The organism is Streptococcus sp. oral taxon 431, from assembly GCF_023115445.1.
Classification (GTDB): Bacteria; Bacillota; Bacilli; order Lactobacillales; family Streptococcaceae; genus Streptococcus.
On the sequence record NZ_JALDUI010000008.1, the window covers coordinates 13,320 to 32,677 of the forward strand.

Sequence of the window (19,358 nt, forward strand, 5' to 3'; positions counted from 1 at the left end):
TCGCTACCAGTGAACTTTTGAGTAACTGAATTTGTCCATTCGGGGATGGATAAACTATTTCTCATTGGGAAATATGAGGCGCATAGTCACCAGCGTAGATGAGCGATTGCGAACTCGCCTACAAGTGATTATCTGGAAGTAATGGAAAAAGAAACCTAGTTAACTGTGGGCCCTACTTAAGTTAGGAATTACTAAATGGATAGCAGATAAGGTATCTGGCCGGGGTGACCACTATCAATTAGGGCTCAGAGGTCGGTACTTAAACGTGATATATCAAAACCAGTCCTCGAAAACGTGGACTGGTTTCTTACTTGGTTTACTACCTTGAACGACATGTGTTAAAAGTTAGTTGGACCGCCGTATGCCGAATGGTACGTACCGTGGTGGGAGAGGGGCTAGTCTTAGTCCATGTTCTATATGATAATATGTATTTAAATAGAAATATTTACTTCATTTTTCTAAAATTCAATGTTTACTCAGTATGAGGATTTTGAAAGATCGAGATCTAGATTTAGATACATTTTTTCTGAAGACAAATCATTTTGACCACTGAGCAAGAGATTTTCAAAAAAAGCTGTTAAAAACTCAGGACGTCGCTGTAAAATCTTTGCATTATCTAATACCAAGGCATCACGAAAATACTTGGCATGTTGCTGAAATGGTGTATTATCAATATCAAAACCAAACTCACGAAGATACTGAATCAAAAACACAGTTACCGTCCGAGTGTTTCCTTCGCGAAATGGATGAATCTGCCAGATTCCTGAAATAAAATGCTGGATTTGTTTAACCATATCCGCCTGTGTTTGTGTCGCATATGCAACTTGTCTTTCCTGATTAAAATCATAATCCAAGGTCATTTGAATCATAGAGTAATCAGAGTAGACAACACTTTCACCATTCAAAACAGGTTCATTCTTTGTGATATTGGTCTGACGAAATTGCTCCACCGGAATAGAGGGTTCAAATATATCCTGAAACAATTCCTTATGGATAGCAAGTAGGGTCGCAGGACTGAAGCTAAAGCCTCTTCGAGATAATAGTTCCACGATACGAAGAGAAACCAAGTCTGCCTCCTCTGTACTTGCATCAATGGTATGATGATAAGCCTTTGCATCTTCATAAACCTGCTCGTAAGTCAGTTCACCTCGGGATTGTTTCTCAGCCAAAGATTTCATATACTCTGATGGCACTAGATTATCAACCTTCTGTAGACCAAAACCGATCTGCCATAAATCACGCTTAGTTTCATAAGACAAGTTTGGATTGTCAATGTTGTAAGTTGATTGCATAGAAAGGTCCTTTCAATTGTTTTTCTGTGTCATCGGTAAATGGTGAAATGGGTATGGAATTGGCGTAAATTATAAAAATCCTTCACAATAAGTTCTATGAAGAGAAATAATGAAAGAGTTATATTCAACATCCCATGCACTCATTTGTAATGCCTTTTGGATGAATGGTTGGATTAAATGAATAATTCTAGCTTGTATACTTATCAAACTCATAGGCTACACCATTTTGAACTCGTTGGTTTGTTCAAATCCCTCCAACACCTGAGAAGAATGCTGCAATCTTGTACTTCTCAGGTCGGTTCGAACTTAGAAGGTTTGTTGTGTAGGAAGTTGCTTTCTAGAAATTCTTAACAAGAGTAGTATATCATAGATTTAACGAATGTTTATTAATTCTTTTTCACCTAAAGATTTCAATTTTATTGACATCTAATTTACCTTTTATTATCTTGTTGGTTCACCTTGTCATATTACAGTCCTTTTCAGTGAATCTGTGTCTCGTATAAAAATAAACTAAAAATTAACCAAACTATTTATAACGATATCTCCTCGTTTGCTTTATATCAATATTACTATTCTGGGTGTTTAAAATATCATTTAATTTAGAAACTATCTCTCTTTTATTAGAAGTTGAAACTTTTTCAAAATCACAAATTTTTTCAGAAATAGTATCTACATACTCCTCGATTGTCATATTGAAATTCAATTGTTTCTCTAATTTATATTTAAATCCATTGATAAATTCTTTGTCTTGATATAAATCAAAATAATAACTATCAATAAGTTTCAAAATATAAAAATCTAAGATATTACTACTATTATTAAAGAGCCATTTAAATTCTCCCATTGAATCAAATATAACTCTATTATTAAAGTTAGGGTTAAGGTTATTTCTTAAAACATGCTCTAATCTTAGTAATCCGGTTAAAGATAATTTTCCAGAAACGTATTGGAGATTAATATCTCCTTCACTCAAAATATACTCAATTATAAATTGCAAGTCATTTTTGTGCCAGTTGTAATACTCTTTTTTAAATAAACCGGGTAACATATCAGTGAAAATAAAATAGTCTACACAAATTTCATTATTGAATTCATTATTATTAAATTTTTCAAACCTATTTCTAGGGGAATGATTTCTTTCAGTTAACAACCACTGGATATACAATATTTTAAATTTTGACATCCTGTGTCTATTTCCAAATTTCTCAAACCAAGTAATAGTATTGATTTTGTCATTACGAGTGTTCCATAATTTATCTAAAAATTCTTTTGTAATACGATGATTGATATCGGTACTTAATAAAATATTTTTTGCTTTATGAAATAAATAATCTTGATGGTTTTTATTTTCATCCATTATTTTTTTGATATGAGTATCATAAAAATTAATATTATTATCCCAAAGATCACCATCTGTGTATAATAATTGATATAGCATGAATGCTAAGCAATACTCTTCATTCATACTCAAGATAAGTTTCTGTATTTTTTGAGCCTTTAATTTTTGTTTTTTCTGCTCCTCACTATCATCTCCTTTAACTTTCAGTTGACTAAAATCTTCAATTCTTCCTCTATCTAAGTAATTAAAACAGATTTCTGAATAAAACATACTGTTATAGAAATCATTCCGTTTACTCCCATCAAACTCATAATACAACTTTTTAAATTCTGGAAGAGAAAACTCTCTTTCACCTCGCTCGTATTTTTTGAATAGCTGATTTAATTTAAAACGTAAAAAATCTTCATTTTGTCTTTGCAATTCTTTCTCATCTTTGGAATTTTTAATAGATTGTAACTCACTCTTCAAGTCTTCAACTATTACATTTAGATTGATGTTTTTGTTATTAATAAGAGTCTCAAATAGATATTCTTTGATTTTATAATCGCTTGATTGTCTCCAGTATACTCTCGTAGGTTTCTCAATTTGTAAAACTTCAAATGTACCATCTTTTTTCTCAAGACTTTGGAAAACTCTAAGATCCTGCTCAATTAGTTCTTTCCATGTATTCGAAAGAATATTATCCTGAAATTTCTTCAAAAATTCCCACTTATATTTGCAATACTTTCTATAGAAGTTATAGAAATCAGAAATTTGCTTAGATGAAAGCTTTTCTAAATATTCATCGATTGAGTAAGCTAAGTTATAATTTCTCCAATATTCTTTATGAAAGATAGAAAATACAAAGTCATTACGCTCTTCTACATCAATTAATAAAAAACGATTTTCTAGAAAGACGGATACAAAATTATCGACATATTCATCTGGTTTTTTATATACTTTCCAAAATAACTCCTTCATTTCTCTTTGAAGAGAGATAGAAATTTCCTCATTAACACTTGTTTTCCTTAATTCTCTTATTTTTTTCATCTCAGCAGATGACGAATCTTGTTTTTGAATTTTTTTATGAATCCCTTCGGCGTTTAATCTAAAAACATTATAAGCAACACTTATATTCAATTTAAGTAGATGAATATAAATCATGATTACTATTCCTGAACTTGCTTGCCAAATATATTCAAAATAATACGGTTGATGAATAAAATTACTTAAAACAGGCATTGCAACTGTGAGGAGTAAAAGAACATGGAATAATTTTGTCCGAGTGAATCTTGACCAAATTGATTTATCTAGCATGAATTTAGTCTTGCTTACTCCCAGATAATAAGTCTTATCATTTTCCGTTAAAAATTGAAGAAAACCAACGTATATACCATACAGACTAAATACTCCTATTTCAAAACTAATTAACTCAACGATATTGGTATCGGTATTTTGAAACGAAACTGTGGGCACTTTATAAAACTCTTGAACATAGATTAATGTTATCAGTAATAAAAGCAAGACAATCTCACTTATATCTCGCATATGAATACTAATTTTATACTTTAGATAATCCTTAAGATTAATGAACTTCAATATAATATTTCGAACTAGAGGTATACTCAATCCAACAATTCTTAATCCCCACAAAATATCCGATAGAGAATAAAATAGCAATATAATGATAAGAGCAACATCTAAATTTTGTATTGATGTAGAAATTAATTTACATAACAAATACAAATAACCAATTACTATCACTAAATCTAGTTTACTACAACCATTAATAAACAAATTAGTAAAGAATAGAAAGAATAAAATCCCAATTAAAATAAACATATATCCTCCAAGATAACTTGTTCTTTCCAAATTATACCAAAAACCTCAGCAAATTGCCGAGGTTTATAGTTTATTCCACCAATTTCTTCATCTCATCAATACGTACGACGGTCGCATCGTATTTAGCTTGGTAGTCGGCTTGTTTGTCGCGTTCTTTTTGGACGACTTCTGGTTTGGCATTGGCTACGAAGCGTTCGTTAGAGAGCTTCTTACCGACCATATCCAGTTCTTTTTGCCATTTAGCCAGTTCCTTGTCGAGACGAGCCAGTTCTTCTTCGACATTGAGGAGGTCAGCGAGAGGCAAGTAGATTTCTGCTCCTGTGATGACGCTTGACATAGCGAGTTCAGGTGCGGGGATGTTTGATGCGATTTCCAAGTGTTCTGGATTTGTGAAGCGTTTGATGTAGTTGACATTGCTGTTAAAGAAGGCTTCCAAGTCGCTATCGCTGGTCTTAACAAGGATGGTGATTGGCTTGCTTGGAGCTACGTTTACTTCCGCACGCGCATTCCGAACAGCACGGATCAAGTCTTTGAGGCTTTCTACACCAGTGTGGGCAGCAAGGTCTTCAAAGGCTGGGTTAACCGTTGGGTATTCTGCTGTAACGATAGAGCCTTCTGAGATTTGTCCAAAGATTTCCTCTGTCACGAATGGCATGATTGGGTGAAGGAGACGAAGGATTTTGTCCAAAGTGTAAAGGAGAACAGAACGTGTGATGATTTTCTCTTCTTCGTTATCGCTATAAAGGACTTCCTTGGTCAACTCAACATACCAGTCCGCAAACTCGTCCCAGATGAAGTTGTAGAGGATGTGTCCAGCCACACCAAACTCAAACTTGTCAAAGTTTTCAGTAACTTTTCCAATCGTTTCATTGAGGTTATGGAGAATCCAGCGGTCAGTGACATTTCCAACTTCCTTGTTAACAACTTTTTCCACATTAGCAGTTGCTTGCTCAAGGGTCAATCCTTCATTGTTCATGAGGATGTAGCGAGAGATGTTCCAGATCTTGTTGATGAAGTTCCATGAAGCATCCATTTTCTCATAAGAGAAGCGCACGTCTTGACCTGGTGCAGAACCGTTTGAAAGGAACCAACGAAGGGCATCGGCACCGTATTTCTCAATAACATCCATAGGGTCAATCCCGTTACCGAGAGATTTCGACATCTTGCGTCCTTGCTCGTCACGAATGAGACCATGGATAAGAACGTTTTGGAATGGCTGACGGCCAGTGAATTCCAAGGATTGGAAGATCATACGAGACACCCAGAAGAAGATGATGTCGTAACCTGTAACCAAGGTTGAAGTTGGGAAGTAACGTTTGAAGTCTTCTGAGTCGACATCCGGCCAGCCCATGGTTGAGAATGGCCAAAGGGCAGAACTGAACCAAGTGTCTAAGACGTCTTCGTCCTGAGTCCATCCGTCACCTTCTGGTGCTTCTTCACCGACGTACATTTCACCCTCGGCATTGTACCAAGCAGGGATTTGGTGCCCCCACCAGAGCTGACGAGAGATTACCCAGTCGTGGACATTTTCCATCCATTGGAGGAAGGTATCGTTGAAACGAGGTGGGTAAAATTCTACCTTGTCATCTGTGTCTTGGTTGGCAATGGCATTCTTAGCTAATTGGTCCATCTTGACGAACCATTGCGTAGACAAGCGTGGCTCAACCACAACACCTGTACGCTCTGAGTGGCCAACACTGTGAACACGTTTTTCGATTTTGACGAGGGCACCGATTTCTTCCAACTTAGCAACGACTGCCTTACGAGCTTCAAAACGGTCCATGCCTGCAAATTCAAAGGCCAAGTCATTCATAGTGCCGTCATCGTTCATAACATTGACTTGTGGCAAGTTGTGGCGTTGACCAACCAAGAAGTCGTTTGGATCATGAGCAGGTGTGATTTTCACGACACCTGTACCAAACTCAGGATCAGCATGCTCATCCCCAACGATTGGGATTAATTTATTAGCGATTGGAAGGATGACGTTTTTACCAATCAAATCCTTGTAGCGTGGGTCTTCTGGGTTGACCGCAACGGCAACGTCCCCAAACATAGTCTCAGGACGAGTTGTGGCAACTTCAAGGGCTCGTGAGCCATCTTCCAGCATGTAGTTCATATGGTAGAAGGCACCTTCGACATCCTTGTGAATCACCTCGATATCAGAAAGGGCTGTGCGAGCTGCTGGGTCCCAGTTGATGATAAACTCACCACGGTAAATCCAACCTTTCTTGTAAAGGTCCACAAAGACCTTGCGAACCGCTTTTGACAAACCTTCGTCAAGAGTGAAACGCTCACGAGAGTAGTCTACAGAAAGCCCCATCTTGCCCCATTGTTCCTTGATGGTAGTGGCATATTCGTCTTTCCATTCCCAAACTTTCGTCAAGAAAGACTCACGGCCGAGGTCATAACGCGTAATGCCTTCTCCACGCAAGCGCTCCTCAACCTTAGCTTGAGTGGCAATACCAGCGTGGTCCATACCAGGAAGCCAAAGTGTATCAAAACCTTGCATACGTTTTTGACGGATGATGATATCTTGAAGAGTTGTGTCCCAAGCGTGACCAAGGTGGAGTTTACCTGTAACGTTTGGTGGTGGAATCACGATTGAATAAGGCTTAGCCTTTTGATCTCCTGAAGGCTTGAAAACATCCGCATCAAGCCATTTTTGGTAACGACCAGCCTCAACCTCGGCTGGATTGTATTTAGGTGAAAGTTCTTTAGACATGTGTTTGTCCTTTCTCTATTGTATTCATTTTATTTTGAATTTGCTTAGCAGCTTCTTCTGCAGACAAATTCGTATTATTTATTTTAAAGTAGTGGTGCAGCTCATTCGGTTGATGTTGGGAATTTAATTGAAGTGTTTCAGCGGTCTCTAAAATTTCTCTTTCAGATACCTCAATATGTCGTTTTAAGGGTTTGTGCTTCAACCGGTTCTCCGTTCGATTTCGACGTAAGCGCTCTTCAAGACTTGTTTCCAACTCCACAAAAAGAATCTCTTGATGAAAGTTATCCAATAAATCCTGAATTTGTTTTAAATACATCAGCTGGTACTTATTTGAAAAATCAATTACGTCAGTTAAAATTACTGATCGCTGATTTCTTGCACTTGCTCCAAGGAAAGAAAAGGTCATTCCACGAACAAATTCCCACATTTCCTCTGTAAAGTCCTGATAGATTTCTAATGCAAAATCGATGGCTTGATGGTTATAAAAGAGGGTAGCATCTGTCAGTCGAGATAACTCTTGACCAATCGTCATTTTTCCTGATGCTGGAGCACCAATGATGAAAAGATGCATCAAATTACCTCCCACTCACTCCTCAGCAAACCATATATCAGACTGTCACAGCGGTTTCCTTGAACATCCTTTCTGTCTCTTATTCGAGCTTCGAGGGTAAATCCAAGTTTCTCTGCGACTCGTTTACTTTGAAGGTTGTAACCAAAGCAAGACAATTCAATCTTGTGAAGCTCCAGTTCTTTAAAAGCTAAATCAATCAAGGCACGGGCCGCTTCAGGCACATAGCCTCGTCCCCAATAGTCTGGGTGCAAGGTATAGCCAATCACCAGCACATCGTCTTCGTGGCGATGGTTGAAATCAACAGAGCCGATAATCTTATCAGTCCCTTTGACCACAATCCCATAACCATCTGGGAGATTGTCCTTTTGATTGCGCTCGGGAAGGATATGTTCTAGGTAATAAATCTCATCTTCCAAGGTCTTGACGGGTGAAAAGCCTGCTGGGTAAGAGACTTCTGGACGACTAGCATAGTCAAAGATATCCTCTACATCTGCCACTGTTCGGACTCGCAGGACCAGTCGCTCTGTTTCGATTCGTTCTGGCAGTTCAGCTCTTGTCATTCTTCTTCCTCGCTTTCTTGATGAAGATTCCCATGGGATCGACTCGGTCATCTAGATAACGGTAAACGCGCTGATGGCCGTCCCCCATAAAGTAAGTCGGCGCAAAACGGTCATTTTTAAAATGGCCCTTGTCATCTAAGAGCTCTGGATCAGCCAGTCGCTCGAGAATCTTGGCAAAGATATGGCAGATGCCATCTTCCTCGATAATTCGATCTACCTGGCAATCCAAAACGACTGGACAAGCCTCTAAAATCGGTGCCTGAGTTCGTTCAGAAATCTCATAGTCAAGCCCCAGGTGTTTCAATTTCTCCCGATGACTGATAAAGCCAGCCTGCTCCATCTCAAGCATGAGGTTTTCGTCAGGGATGTTCACAGTGAACTTCTGGTAATGCTTAATCTGGTCTGCCGCATTTTCCTCAGCACCAACCCCGATGACTAGCCAATCGCCTAGACTATAGGAGGAACTGCAGGTCGTGATATTGTGCTCAAAGTTCTGGTCCTGATACCCCAAAATGAAGATTGGAAAACCAAAGTAGAGCTTACTTGTTTTAAAAGATTGTTTCATGACAACCTCCTTTTACTAGGTCGCAACAAAAAAATCGCCCCTGTCATTAATCTGACAGGGACGAATGTGTTAATCCGCGGTACCACCCAATTTCGGGCAGATGCCCGCATCTCTCGTCTTTTAAACAAAAAGACATTTATATTTCATTTTTTAATTTCATCCATTAGCAACCAGTTTTGACACATTTGTGGACTTCTCAGCACCGCCACTTTCTGTAAAATGTGGGACTCAAAACACCTCTAATGGCTTTATTTTAACAAGTTTTTGATGGAAAAGCAAGGAACAAGAAAGATTACTTGAACTTAATGCCGTTTTCTTTTAATTTCTTGATAGTAGCTGGACCGATTCCTTTCAAAGCAAGGAGTTCTTTTTCTGTCCAGTTTTTGAAGTCAGCAGCAGACTTGATCCCTTCATCGTAGAAAGTTTTAGCGCGGTCTACTGAAAGTCCCCCTAGGTTTGCTGCGAAATCTTCTACAGAGGTAGCAACTTTTTGAGCTTGCTCTTTGGTTGCTTCTACAGTTTTTTCAACCTTTTTAGAGACAACTTTACCTGCATCGCTTGCTGCTTTTTCAGCATGTTTCACAACTTTTTTTGTTTCTTCGACAACCTTGTTTACAGTGTTTGAAAATGCACCTGAGCGACGGAGGCTGTTTCTTAATTGTTTTTTACGTTGGAGTGTCTTTGACATGATAAAATCCTTTCAATAAAAAATCCCTGTGGCTGAACAAGGATCGAATCTCTATGGTTTTATTGTATCAACTTTCTTTAGGAATTGCAAGGCTTGATATACTGGAAATATAGGAGATATATGGGAAATTTCGCCGTAGAATGATAGGCGATAATAGAAGAAAAGTGAAAAATATGGTATAATGAAACGATAGATTTTTGAATAGGAATACAATCATGTTTGGATTTTTAAAAAAAGATAAAGCAACAGAAACCCCGACAATGGTGCCAGACCACATCGGTGTGATCATGGATGGGAATGGCCGTTGGGCTAAAAAACGGATGCAGCCACGAGTCTTTGGCCATAAGGCTGGGATGGATGCTTTGAGAAAGGTAGCTATTGCTGCTAGTGATATGGGCGTCAAAGCCTTGACAGTCTATGCCTTCTCAACTGAAAATTGGACACGTCCAGACCAGGAAGTCAAGTTTATCATGAACTTACCTGTTGAATTTTATGATAAGTTTGTTCCCGAATTGCATCAGAAGAACATGAAGATTCAAATGATTGGGGAGACTGATCGTTTGCCGAAGCAGACTTTTGATGCTCTTAAAAAGGCAGAAGAGCTGACTAAGTTAAATACAGGATTGATTCTCAATTTTGCCCTTAATTATGGTGGACGAGCTGAGATTACACAAGCGGTCAAGTTGATTGCACAGGATGTTTTAGATGCTAAGATCAATCCTGGTGATATCACAGAGGAATTGATTGGGGAATATCTCTTTACGGGACATTTGCCAAAAGTCTTGCGTGATCCTGACTTGATTATTCGAACCAGCGGTGAACTTCGTTTGAGTAATTTCTTGCCTTGGCAGGCTGCTTATAGCGAGCTCTATTTCACGGATGTCTTGTGGCCTGACTTTGATGGGGAAGCCTTGAAAGATGCTATCATCGAGTACAATCATCGCAATCGTCGTTTTGGAGGAGTTTAGGAGATATTATGATACAGGATTTACAAAAGAGAACCCTTTTTGCTATCTTGGCCTTGGCTATCTTTATCCCAATCGTGGCGATTGGTGGCTTATGGCTTCAGATTGCCATGGGGATTGTGGCTATGTTGGGAGTACATGAGTTACTGCGCATGAAGGGTTTAAATACCATGACGCCTGAAGGACTCTTGACTTTACTAGCGACCTTTGCTCTGACCGTACCTTTGGAAAACTACTGGAAGTTTTTACCTGTAGATGGGAATGTTGTAGCTTATAGTGTCGTGATACTGATTTTACTAGGGGCAACAGTCTTCAGCAAGAACTATACCATTGAGGATGCTGTTTTTCCGATTGCCATGAGTTTTTATGTTGGCTCTGGCTTTAATGCTTTGGTCGATGCTCGTATCGCAGGTTTGGATAAGGCGCTTTTGGGGCTTTGTATGGTCTGGGCAACCGATAGTGGAGCCTATCTAGTAGGGATGAAGTTTGGTAAGAGAAAACTAGCTCCGAGAGTTTCCCCTAACAAGACCATAGAGGGTGCTATGGGAGGTATATTGGCTGCTATGCTAGTGACTTTGATTTTTATGCTAGTTGATAGTACTGTTGCTTTACCTTATGGGATTTACAAAATGATGGTTTTTGCTATTTTCTTTAGTATAGCTGGTCAGTTGGGAGATTTGATTGAAAGTGCTATGAAACGTCACTTTGGTGTCAAAGACTCAGGCAAGTTTATCCCAGGTCATGGTGGGGTATTGGATCGTTTTGATTGCATGCTGGCTGTCTTCCCTATTATGCACCTCTTTGGCTTATTTTAAGGAAAGGTAAATAGAAATTAAATGATAGGATTACTAACATTTATCCTGGTCTTTGGGATTATCGTAGTGGTTCACGAATTCGGCCATTTTTACTTTGCTAAGAAATCTGGGATTTTAGTTCGTGAATTTGCCATCGGTATGGGCCCCAAAATCTTTGCCCATATAGGAAAAGATGGAACTGCTTATACCATTCGTCTCCTGCCACTTGGTGGTTACGTTCGGATGGCAGGTTGGGGTGAAGATACGACAGAAATTAAGACTGGAACTCCTGCAAGCCTAACATTGGCAGCGGATGGTAAGGTCAAACGCATCAATCTCTCTGGTAAAAAGGTTGACCAGACAGCTCTGCCAATGCAGGTCACTCAGTTTGATTTTGAGGATAAACTCTTTATTAGAGGCTTGGTCTTAGAAGAGGAAAAGACTTTCTCAGTAGACCATGATGCGACCATTGTGGAAGCTGATGGAACGGAAGTTCGTATCGCTCCCTTAGACGTCCAATATCAGAATGCGACTGTCTGGGGCAAATTGATTACCAACTTTGCTGGTCCTATGAATAATTTTATCCTAGGAGTCGTCGTTTTCTGGATCTTGATTTTCATGCAAGGCGGTGTTCGTGATACGCAAACGAACAATTTCAGCATTATTCCAGATAGCGCTTTGGCTAAGGTTGGAGTTGAAAATACGGCCCAAATTACTAAGGTCGGCAGTTATGAGATTTCAAACTGGTCAGATCTGATCCAGGCTGTTGATGCAGAAACCAGGGACAAAACAGATCCCGTTTTGGATGTGACAGTCTCTGAAAATGGAACTGAAAAACAAGTGAGTGTGATACCTGAAGAAAGCCAAGGACGCTATATCTTGGGTGTTCAACCGAGACTCAAATCAGATATATGGTCTATGTTTATGGGTGGATTTACAACTGCGGCTGATTCAGCTTTGCGCATCCTCAATGCTTTGAAGAGTCTGATTTTTCACCCAGATTTGAATAAGCTGGGCGGTCCCGTTGCTATCTTTAAGGCAAGTAGCGATGCTGCCAAGAATGGACTGGAAAATGTCTTGTACTTCTTGGCTATGATTTCCATCAATATCGGGATTTTTAACTTGATTCCAATCCCTGCGCTAGATGGTGGAAAAATCGTGCTCAATATCCTAGAAGCGATCCGTCGCAAACCACTAAAACAAGAAATTGAAACCTATGTCACTCTGGTCGGAGTTGTCATTATGGTCGTTTTGATGATCGCCGTAACTTGGAATGACATCATGCGAACCTTCTTTTAAGAAATAGAGGAGTCATTATGAAACAAAGTAAAATGCTTATCCCAACGCTTCGCGAAATGCCAAGCGATGCTCAAGTTATCAGTCACGCACTTATGTTGCGTGCTGGTTATGTTCGTCAAGTATCTGCAGGTGTTTACTCTTACTTACCACTTGCTAACCGTGTTATCGAAAAAGCTAAGAAGATCATGCGTCAAGAGTTTGACAAGATTGGTGCGGTTGAGATGTTGACTCCAGCACTTCTCAGTGCTGACCTTTGGCGTGAGTCTGGCCGTTATGAAACCTACGGTGAGGACTTGTACAAATTGAAAAACCGTGAGAAGTCAGACTTTATCTTGGGGCCAACTCACGAAGAAACTTTTACAGCTATTGTCCGTGATTCTGTCAAGTCTTACAAACAATTACCTTTGAACTTGTATCAAATCCAGCCTAAGTATCGTGATGAAAAACGTCCACGTAATGGACTTCTTCGGACCCGTGAGTTCATCATGAAAGATGGTTATAGCTTCCACGCTAACTACGATAGCTTGGATGTAACCTATGATGAGTACAAGGCTGCTTACGAGCGTATCTTTACTCGTAGTGGCTTGGACTTCAAGGCAATCATCGGTGACGGTGGAGCTATGGGTGGTAAGGATAGCCAAGAATTTATGGCCATCACACCTGCTCGTACAGATCTTGACCGTTGGGTTGTTTTAGACAAGTCCGTCGCATCATTTGACGAGATTCCTGCAGAAGTGCAAGAAGAAATCAAGGCAGAATTGCTCAAATGGATGGTTTCTGGTGAAGATACCATTGCCTACTCAAGTGAATCAAGCTATGCAGCTAACTTGGAAATGGCAACCAACGAGTACAAACCAAGCAATCGTGTTGTGACTGAAGAAGAAGTATCTCGCGTGGAAACACCAGGTGTCAAATCGATTGATGAAGTCGCAGCCTTCTTGAATGTCTCTGAAGAGCAAACAATCAAGACCTTGGTTTATATCGCAGATGAGGAGCCAGTTGTAGCTCTATTGGTTGGCAACGACCAACTTAATGAAGTCAAATTGAAAAACTACCTTGGAGCAGATTTCTTGGAGCCAGCAACTGAGGCAGGAGTGAAAGAATTGTTGGGAGCTGAATTTGGTTCTCTTGGACCAGTTGGTCTACCTGAAAATGTTAAGATTATTGCTGACCGCAAGGTGCAAGATAGTCGCAATGCTGTTGCTGGTGCTAACGAAGATGGTTACCACTTGACTGGTGTTAATCCAGGTCGTGATTTCACTGCTGAGTATGTCGATATCCGTGAAGTTCGTGAGGGTGAGATCTCCCCAGACGGACAAGGTGTTCTCAACTTTGCGCGTGGTATCGAAATTGGTCACATCTTTAAACTGGGTACTCGTTACTCAGCAAGTATGGGAGCAGATGTCTTGGATGAAAATGGTCGTGCTGTGCCAATCATCATGGGCTGCTACGGTATCGGTGTCAGTCGTCTCCTTTCAGCAGTTATGGAGCAACACGCTCGCCTCTTTGTTAACAAAACGCCTAAAGGTGAATACCGTTATGCTTGGGGAATCAACTTCCCTAAAGAATTGGCACCGTTTGATGTGCACTTGATTCCAGTTAATGTCAAGGATGAAGCAAGTCTTGACTTGACTAATCGTATCGAAGAAGCCTTAGTCAACAAAGGCTACGAAGTCTTGACAGATGACCGTAATGAACGTGTCGGAGTTAAATTCAGCGATAGTGACTTGATCGGTCTTCCAATTCGTATCACTGTTGGTAAGAAAGCAGCTGACGGTATCGTAGAAGTGAAGATCAAGGCGACAGGAGATACAATCGAAGTTCACGCAGATAACTTGCTTGAAACCCTTGAAATCTTAACCAACAAATAAAATCTATAATCAGAAGAAAAACAAGATAAAAATGTAACTAGTTTTTGCCTTGTTTTTTCTGTATAATGAGAGAAAGTAAGACTCAATGAAAATCAAAGAGCAAACTAGGAAACTAGCCGCAGGTTGCTCAAAACACCGTTTTGAGGTTGTGGATAGAACTGACGAAGTCAGTAACACATATACGGCAAGGCGACGTTGACGCGGTTTGAATTTGATTTTCGAAGAGTATAAACATTAAAAGCGTAAAAAGAGGTAGTACTATGCTAAAATTTCCAAAGGATTTTGTCTGGGGGTCCTCAACTTCTGGACCACAGACAGAAGGACGAGTGCCTGGTGACGGCAAGGGAGATAATCTCTGGGATTATTGGTACCAAGTAGAGCCAAACCGTTACTACAATGATATTGGACCAGACAAAACGTCGACCTTCTATGAAAACTGGGAAAAGGATATCGAACTCTTGTTAGAAACTGGCCACACAGCCTTTCGAACTTCTATCCAGTGGTCTCGTATTTTCCCACAGGGCCGTGGAGAAGTCAACCCTCAAGGGGTGGCTTTCTACCGTCAGGTATTTGAAGCCATCAAGGCCAAGGGTATTCGCCTCTTAGTCAATCTCTATCACTTTGACCTGCCTTTTGCCCTTCAAGAAGATGGAGATGGTTGGGAAAATAAAGCAACTATTAAAGCTTATGAAGACTATGCTCGTTTCTGTTTTGAGACCTACGGTGACCTTGTGGACCAATGGATTACCTTCAATGAGCCTATCGTTCCTGTAGAGTTTGGCTATTTTTATGATGCCCATTATCCACATAAGGTGGATGCCAAAGCAGCGGTTAAGGTTGCCTATCATACACAACTGGCGAGCACTCTTGCAGTTAAGGCTTGTCATGAAGTCTTGCCTAGTTCTAAGATTGGGATTGTCCTCAACTTGACACCAGCCTATCCACGTAGCCAACATCCTGCAGACGTGAAAGCTGCTCGCATTGCTGACCTCTTCCAGGCACAATCTTTCCTAGATCCGTCTGTTTTAGGAGCTTATCCAGAAGAATTGGTGGAGATTTTAGCTGAGCATGATTTGCTGCCAGAATACACAGCCGAAGAATTGGAACTCATTCGTGAGAACACCGTTGACTTCCTAGGAGTCAACTACTACCAACCTTTGCGTGTTATGGCGCCGCGTTTTGCTAAGCATCCTGACAGTCCGCTCTTGCCAGAGCATTTCTATGAACCTTACGTCATGCCTGGTCGTAAGATCAATCCACACCGCGGTTGGGAAATCTATGAGCAAGGAATTTATGACATTGCCCAAAATATCAAGGAAAACTACGGCAATATTGAGTGGATGCTGACAGAGAATGGGATGGGCGTTGAAGGTGAAGATAAATTCCGTGAAAATGGAATGATCCAGGATGATTACCGTATCGACTTTGTCAAAGGTCATCTGCGTGAGCTTCATCGTGCTATCGAAGACGGTGCCAACTGTAAAGGCTACTTGATCTGGACCTTTATCGATTGCTGGTCATGGCTCAATAGCTATAAAAACCGTTATGGTTTGGTCGAGCTTGACCTTGAAACGCAAGAACGTCGCCTGAAAAAATCAGGCCACTGGTTCAAAGAACTCAGCGACAATAATGGATTTTAAGCTACTTTTCAAATAGATTCAAAAAAACCATTGGAAATGAACTCCTCGATTTGAGAGTTTCCAATGGTTTTTCTTGTTTTATAATAGTCCGATAAAAAGCATCAAGGCTGATAAAACAATGAAAGCTAGGCTTGCTAGACCACGTTGGCCTGGACTGTAAATTTTTCGTTCGCCTCGAACTGGGAAGACGATAGCTAGTAATGCGCCACCGACAGCTCCACCTACGTGTCCAGTAAGACTGATACCAGGTATTAAAACACTACCTACTAGGTTGATGACCAAGAGGGAGAGATAGGATTGACCAAGCTGTTGGAGGTAGGGATTGCGTGAAGCATACCGAAGGACGACAATAGATGCGAACATGCCGTAGAGGGCAGTTGAAGCACCTGCGGTAATGGCATCAGGGCTAAAAACTAGGACAAAGAGATTTCCCATCATACCTGATAGAAGGTAGATAAAGAAAAACTGTTTGGAGCCAAAGATTTGCTCCATCTGACGTCCCAAGAAGTAAAGGGATAGCATATTGACTAAAAAGTGCTCCAAGCCAATGTGGACAAAGGTTGCTGAGAATAGGCGCCAGATTTGTTCAGGCATGGCTTTGATTGCTGGGGGATAAACAGCTCCGAATTTATACAAGGTGGCTGCGCTTGTGTAATTGAAACCACTAGTTAGAAACATGAGTATAAAAACCAGGGTTGTCACGAGTAGAAAGAAGCTCGTGGCAGGATACCGACGATCAAAAATTTCTTTCATAGATGAGTACCTCCTCAACGGGAATATCATGTGGATCAGGATGGAAATCCTGAATCTGACAAGGATAAAGTGTGCTGATGGTGTGACCAGTAAAATGCTCCAAGTAACGGTCGTAGTAGCCACCTCCATAGCCAACCCGATAAGCAGAAGGATTGAAAGCTAATCCAGGAACATGGATTAAGTCAATCTGAGATGGCTCAAAGACAATAGCTTTCCCCTGTGGTTCAAGGAGACCAAAAGAATTTCTTTCGAGCTTCTCTGGTTCATAGAGCACCAGGTCCATTTTCCCTTGTGGATAAGTTTTGGGAATGAGGATAGTCTTCCCATCTTTTTGAGCTTGTTCGATGAGTTCAGCTGTCTGAAATTCATGAGGAAAAGATAGGTAAGTGGCAATAGTTTTTGCTTCCTTATAAAAAGGATGTTGAAAGAACTGCTCTGTGAGCCAATCGTTCATGCTCTGCTTTTCTTCCTTAGATAGAGACTTGAGTTCTTGTAAGACCTGCTTGCGTAAGCTTTTTTTCATAGTTTACTCCGCAACTTTCTTTGCTAAGAAGCTTGATACAGCTTCGACACCGATAGCTAGAGCTTCTTCTTTAGGACTCATCTTTGGATGGTGAAGGGCGTAGGGACTATCAATACCTAGCCAGAACATGACGCCAGGAACCTTTGAAAGAAGATACCCAAAGTCTTCTCCTGTCATGGCAGGTTCAATATCGATTAGTTCAATGCCCTCTTTTTCATCAAAGAAGGTCATCAATTCACGGGCTAGTTCAGGGTTGTTTTCGACAGGCAAATAACCTCCCTGCTTGAGTTCAACTTCCACTTCCATATCAAAGGCAGCTGCCACACCTTCTGCGATAGCTTTGACACGTTTTTGAACCAAGAGACTCATATTGTGTGTAAGAGCTCGAATGGTTCCATGTAAGAAGGCTGTATCAGCGATGACATTATTGGTTGTACCAGCTTGAAAAACACCGAAAGTGACAACAGCTCCCTCGATAGGATCGACATTACGGCTGACAACCGACTGAACTTGGGTCACAAAATAGCTAGCTGCAACCAGAGCGTCGTTGGCTTCATGTGGAAAGGCAGCGTGACCGCCTTTACCCTTAAAGCGAATCTTAACTTCACATGTTCCTGCAAAGAGTGTATGGGTATTGGTCGCAATTTGTCCAACTTTTAAGTCTGGACGAACATGAAGTCCATAGAATTGGTCAGGCAACCAGTCGCCAAAAGCATCATCTTCATACATGAGCATACCACCTGCTTCGTTTTCTTCTGCAGGTTGGAAGAGAAAGAGGAGATTGTTTTTTGGTTGGTTTTCTAAAGCACGTTCGAGACTTCCCAGGGCAATGGTCATGTGAAAATCATGTCCACAAGCATGCATGCGTTCTGGGTGCTGAGAGGCAAAAGGAAGACCTGTTTGTTCAACAATCGGGAGTCCGTCGATGTCTGTTCGCCAACCAATGGTACGTTCTGGCTGACTTCCTTGCAAGTAAACTAAAATACCTGTTCGCCAGGTACGAATCTGAACAAAATCCTTACCAGCTGTTAATGTTTCAATAACATTGAGTAAATAAGCGTGAGTCTTGAATTCTTCTAAACCAATCTCAGGAATTTGGTGAAGATCGCGTCGAGTTTGAATCAAATCTAACATAGTTAATTTCCTTCTATTGATACGAGAAAGAGGCTGGAAATATTTCCGCCTCTGTTACTAATTACAAGGTGCGAAGCGCATCCTCTAGCGCTGTTTTTTGTTGGGTTTGGCTATCGATTTCCTTGATAACACGAGCTGGGACACCTGCTACCACAACATTTTCAGGAACATCTTGAGTGACGATAGCGCCTGCTGCAACAACAGAACCACTACCGATTTGAACACCTTCGATAACTACAGCGTTAGCACCGATGAGAACATTGTCACCGACACGGACAGGTTCAGCACTAGCTGGCTCGATAACGCCTGCAAGAACAGCACCTGCACCAACGTGGCTATTTTTACCGACAATAGCGCGTCCACCAAGGATAGCTCCCATATCAATCATAGTGCCAGATCCGATTTCTGCACCGATATTGATAACAGCCCCCATCATGATAACAGCGTTGTCGCCAATCTCAACCTGGTCACGGATGATAGCACCTGGCTCGATACGCGCATTGATATCACGTTTATCAAGGAGAGGCACAGCAGAGTTGCGAGCATCTTGTTCAACAACATAGTCCTTGTTTTCTGTAAGTCCTTCAAGAAGTGGAGCGATATCTTTCCAGTCTCCAAAAAGAACATTCCCAAGCTTGATAACAGAGGCAGGGATAGCTCCAGCAAGTTGCCCCTCAAAGGTCACTTTTACACTTGTCTTTTTCTCAGCATTTGCGATAAATTGGATAATTTCTTGTGCATTCATTTTTGTAGCAGTCATAGGTGTCTCCTCACTCTTTGTAATGCTTACTATTCTACCAAAAAAGGCTTCAATTTTGAAG

At 40.7% G+C, this 19,358-nt stretch carries 16 protein-coding genes and 1 pseudogene; 6 read left to right on the plus strand and 11 right to left on the minus strand.

Features of this window, described 5'->3' with window-relative positions; all coding sequences use genetic code 11:
- Positions 1–19: 19 nt before the first annotated feature.
- Positions 20–350 (plus strand): annotated as a pseudogene (locus tag M1R56_RS05780) (group II intron maturase-specific domain-containing protein); the annotation flags it as partial.
- Between the two features lie 126 nt (positions 351–476).
- Here the strand turns inward: M1R56_RS05780 and M1R56_RS05785 are convergent.
- The 7 genes from M1R56_RS05785 to M1R56_RS05815 all read right to left on the minus strand — a co-directional run bounded on the left by M1R56_RS05785 (position 477) and on the right by M1R56_RS05815 (position 9,558).
- Positions 477–1,292, minus strand: coding sequence for a Fic/DOC family protein (locus M1R56_RS05785; protein ID WP_248034963.1), 816 nt, complete (start codon positions 1,290–1,292; stop codon positions 477–479).
- Positions 1,293–1,818: 526 nt separating this feature from the next.
- The gene (locus tag M1R56_RS05790; protein ID WP_248034965.1) at positions 1,819–4,452 is read right to left on the minus strand and encodes a hypothetical protein; all 2,634 of its coding nucleotides are present in this window, start codon (positions 4,450–4,452) and stop codon (positions 1,819–1,821) included.
- Between the two features lie 70 nt (positions 4,453–4,522).
- Entirely contained in the window at positions 4,523–7,174 is a 2,652-nt protein-coding gene (locus M1R56_RS05795; RefSeq protein ID WP_248034967.1) for a valine--tRNA ligase, read from the minus strand.
- Positions 7,167–7,745 (minus strand): AAA family ATPase, encoded by a 579-nt coding sequence (locus M1R56_RS05800; RefSeq protein ID WP_248035028.1) that lies wholly within the window; start codon positions 7,743–7,745, stop codon positions 7,167–7,169. The genes M1R56_RS05795 and M1R56_RS05800 overlap by 8 nt, the downstream gene beginning before the upstream one ends.
- On the minus strand, positions 7,745–8,305 hold the full coding sequence (locus M1R56_RS05805) for a GNAT family protein (RefSeq protein ID WP_248034968.1): 561 nt from the start codon (positions 8,303–8,305) through the stop codon (positions 7,745–7,747). The genes M1R56_RS05800 and M1R56_RS05805 overlap by 1 nt, the downstream gene beginning before the upstream one ends.
- A complete protein-coding gene (locus M1R56_RS05810; protein ID WP_248034971.1) occupies positions 8,292–8,870 on the minus strand; it encodes a flavin reductase family protein in 579 nt (192 codons plus the stop codon). The genes M1R56_RS05805 and M1R56_RS05810 overlap by 14 nt, the downstream gene beginning before the upstream one ends.
- Before the next feature lie 292 nt (positions 8,871–9,162).
- Positions 9,163–9,558 (minus strand): helix-hairpin-helix domain-containing protein, encoded by a 396-nt coding sequence (locus M1R56_RS05815; protein ID WP_223140451.1) that lies wholly within the window; start codon positions 9,556–9,558, stop codon positions 9,163–9,165.
- Positions 9,559–9,773: 215 nt separating this feature from the next.
- Between M1R56_RS05815 and M1R56_RS05820 the strand changes: the two genes are divergently transcribed.
- The 5 genes from M1R56_RS05820 (at position 9,774) to M1R56_RS05840 (ending at position 16,127) form a co-directional block, all read left to right on the plus strand.
- Positions 9,774–10,526: an isoprenyl transferase gene (locus M1R56_RS05820; RefSeq protein ID WP_248034973.1), complete on the plus strand. Its 753-nt coding sequence runs from the start codon at positions 9,774–9,776 to the stop codon at positions 10,524–10,526.
- An 8-nt stretch (positions 10,527–10,534) separates the two neighbouring features.
- Positions 10,535–11,338 (plus strand): phosphatidate cytidylyltransferase, encoded by an 804-nt coding sequence (locus M1R56_RS05825; protein ID WP_248034975.1) that lies wholly within the window; start codon positions 10,535–10,537, stop codon positions 11,336–11,338.
- A 21-nt stretch (positions 11,339–11,359) separates the two neighbouring features.
- Positions 11,360–12,616, plus strand: a complete 1,257-nt coding sequence (gene rseP / locus M1R56_RS05830) for an RIP metalloprotease RseP (RefSeq protein ID WP_248034978.1) — start codon at positions 11,360–11,362, stop codon at positions 12,614–12,616.
- Positions 12,617–12,633: 17 nt separating this feature from the next.
- Positions 12,634–14,487: a proline--tRNA ligase gene (locus tag M1R56_RS05835; protein WP_248034980.1), complete on the plus strand. Its 1,854-nt coding sequence runs from the start codon at positions 12,634–12,636 to the stop codon at positions 14,485–14,487.
- A gap of 260 nt (positions 14,488–14,747) precedes the next feature.
- Complete coding sequence (locus M1R56_RS05840) at positions 14,748–16,127, plus strand: glycoside hydrolase family 1 protein (RefSeq protein WP_248034982.1); 1,380 nt, start codon at positions 14,748–14,750, stop codon at positions 16,125–16,127.
- Between the two features lie 78 nt (positions 16,128–16,205).
- Here M1R56_RS05840 and M1R56_RS05845 read toward each other — a convergent pair whose 3' ends face one another.
- The 4 genes from M1R56_RS05845 to dapD all read right to left on the minus strand — a co-directional run bounded on the left by M1R56_RS05845 (position 16,206) and on the right by dapD (position 19,297).
- Positions 16,206–16,880, minus strand: coding sequence for a rhomboid family intramembrane serine protease (locus M1R56_RS05845; protein ID WP_248034984.1), 675 nt, complete (start codon positions 16,878–16,880; stop codon positions 16,206–16,208).
- Entirely contained in the window at positions 16,864–17,403 is a 540-nt protein-coding gene (locus tag M1R56_RS05850; protein ID WP_248034986.1) for a 5-formyltetrahydrofolate cyclo-ligase, read from the minus strand. Before M1R56_RS05850 ends, M1R56_RS05845 begins: the two co-directional genes overlap by 17 nt.
- Positions 17,404–17,406: 3 nt before the next feature.
- Positions 17,407–18,537, minus strand: a complete 1,131-nt coding sequence (locus M1R56_RS05855; RefSeq protein WP_248034988.1) for an N-acetyldiaminopimelate deacetylase — start codon at positions 18,535–18,537, stop codon at positions 17,407–17,409.
- A 61-nt stretch (positions 18,538–18,598) separates the two neighbouring features.
- On the minus strand, positions 18,599–19,297 hold the full coding sequence (dapD, locus tag M1R56_RS05860; protein ID WP_248034990.1) for a 2,3,4,5-tetrahydropyridine-2,6-dicarboxylate N-acetyltransferase: 699 nt from the start codon (positions 19,295–19,297) through the stop codon (positions 18,599–18,601).
- Positions 19,298–19,358 lie beyond the last annotated feature (61 nt).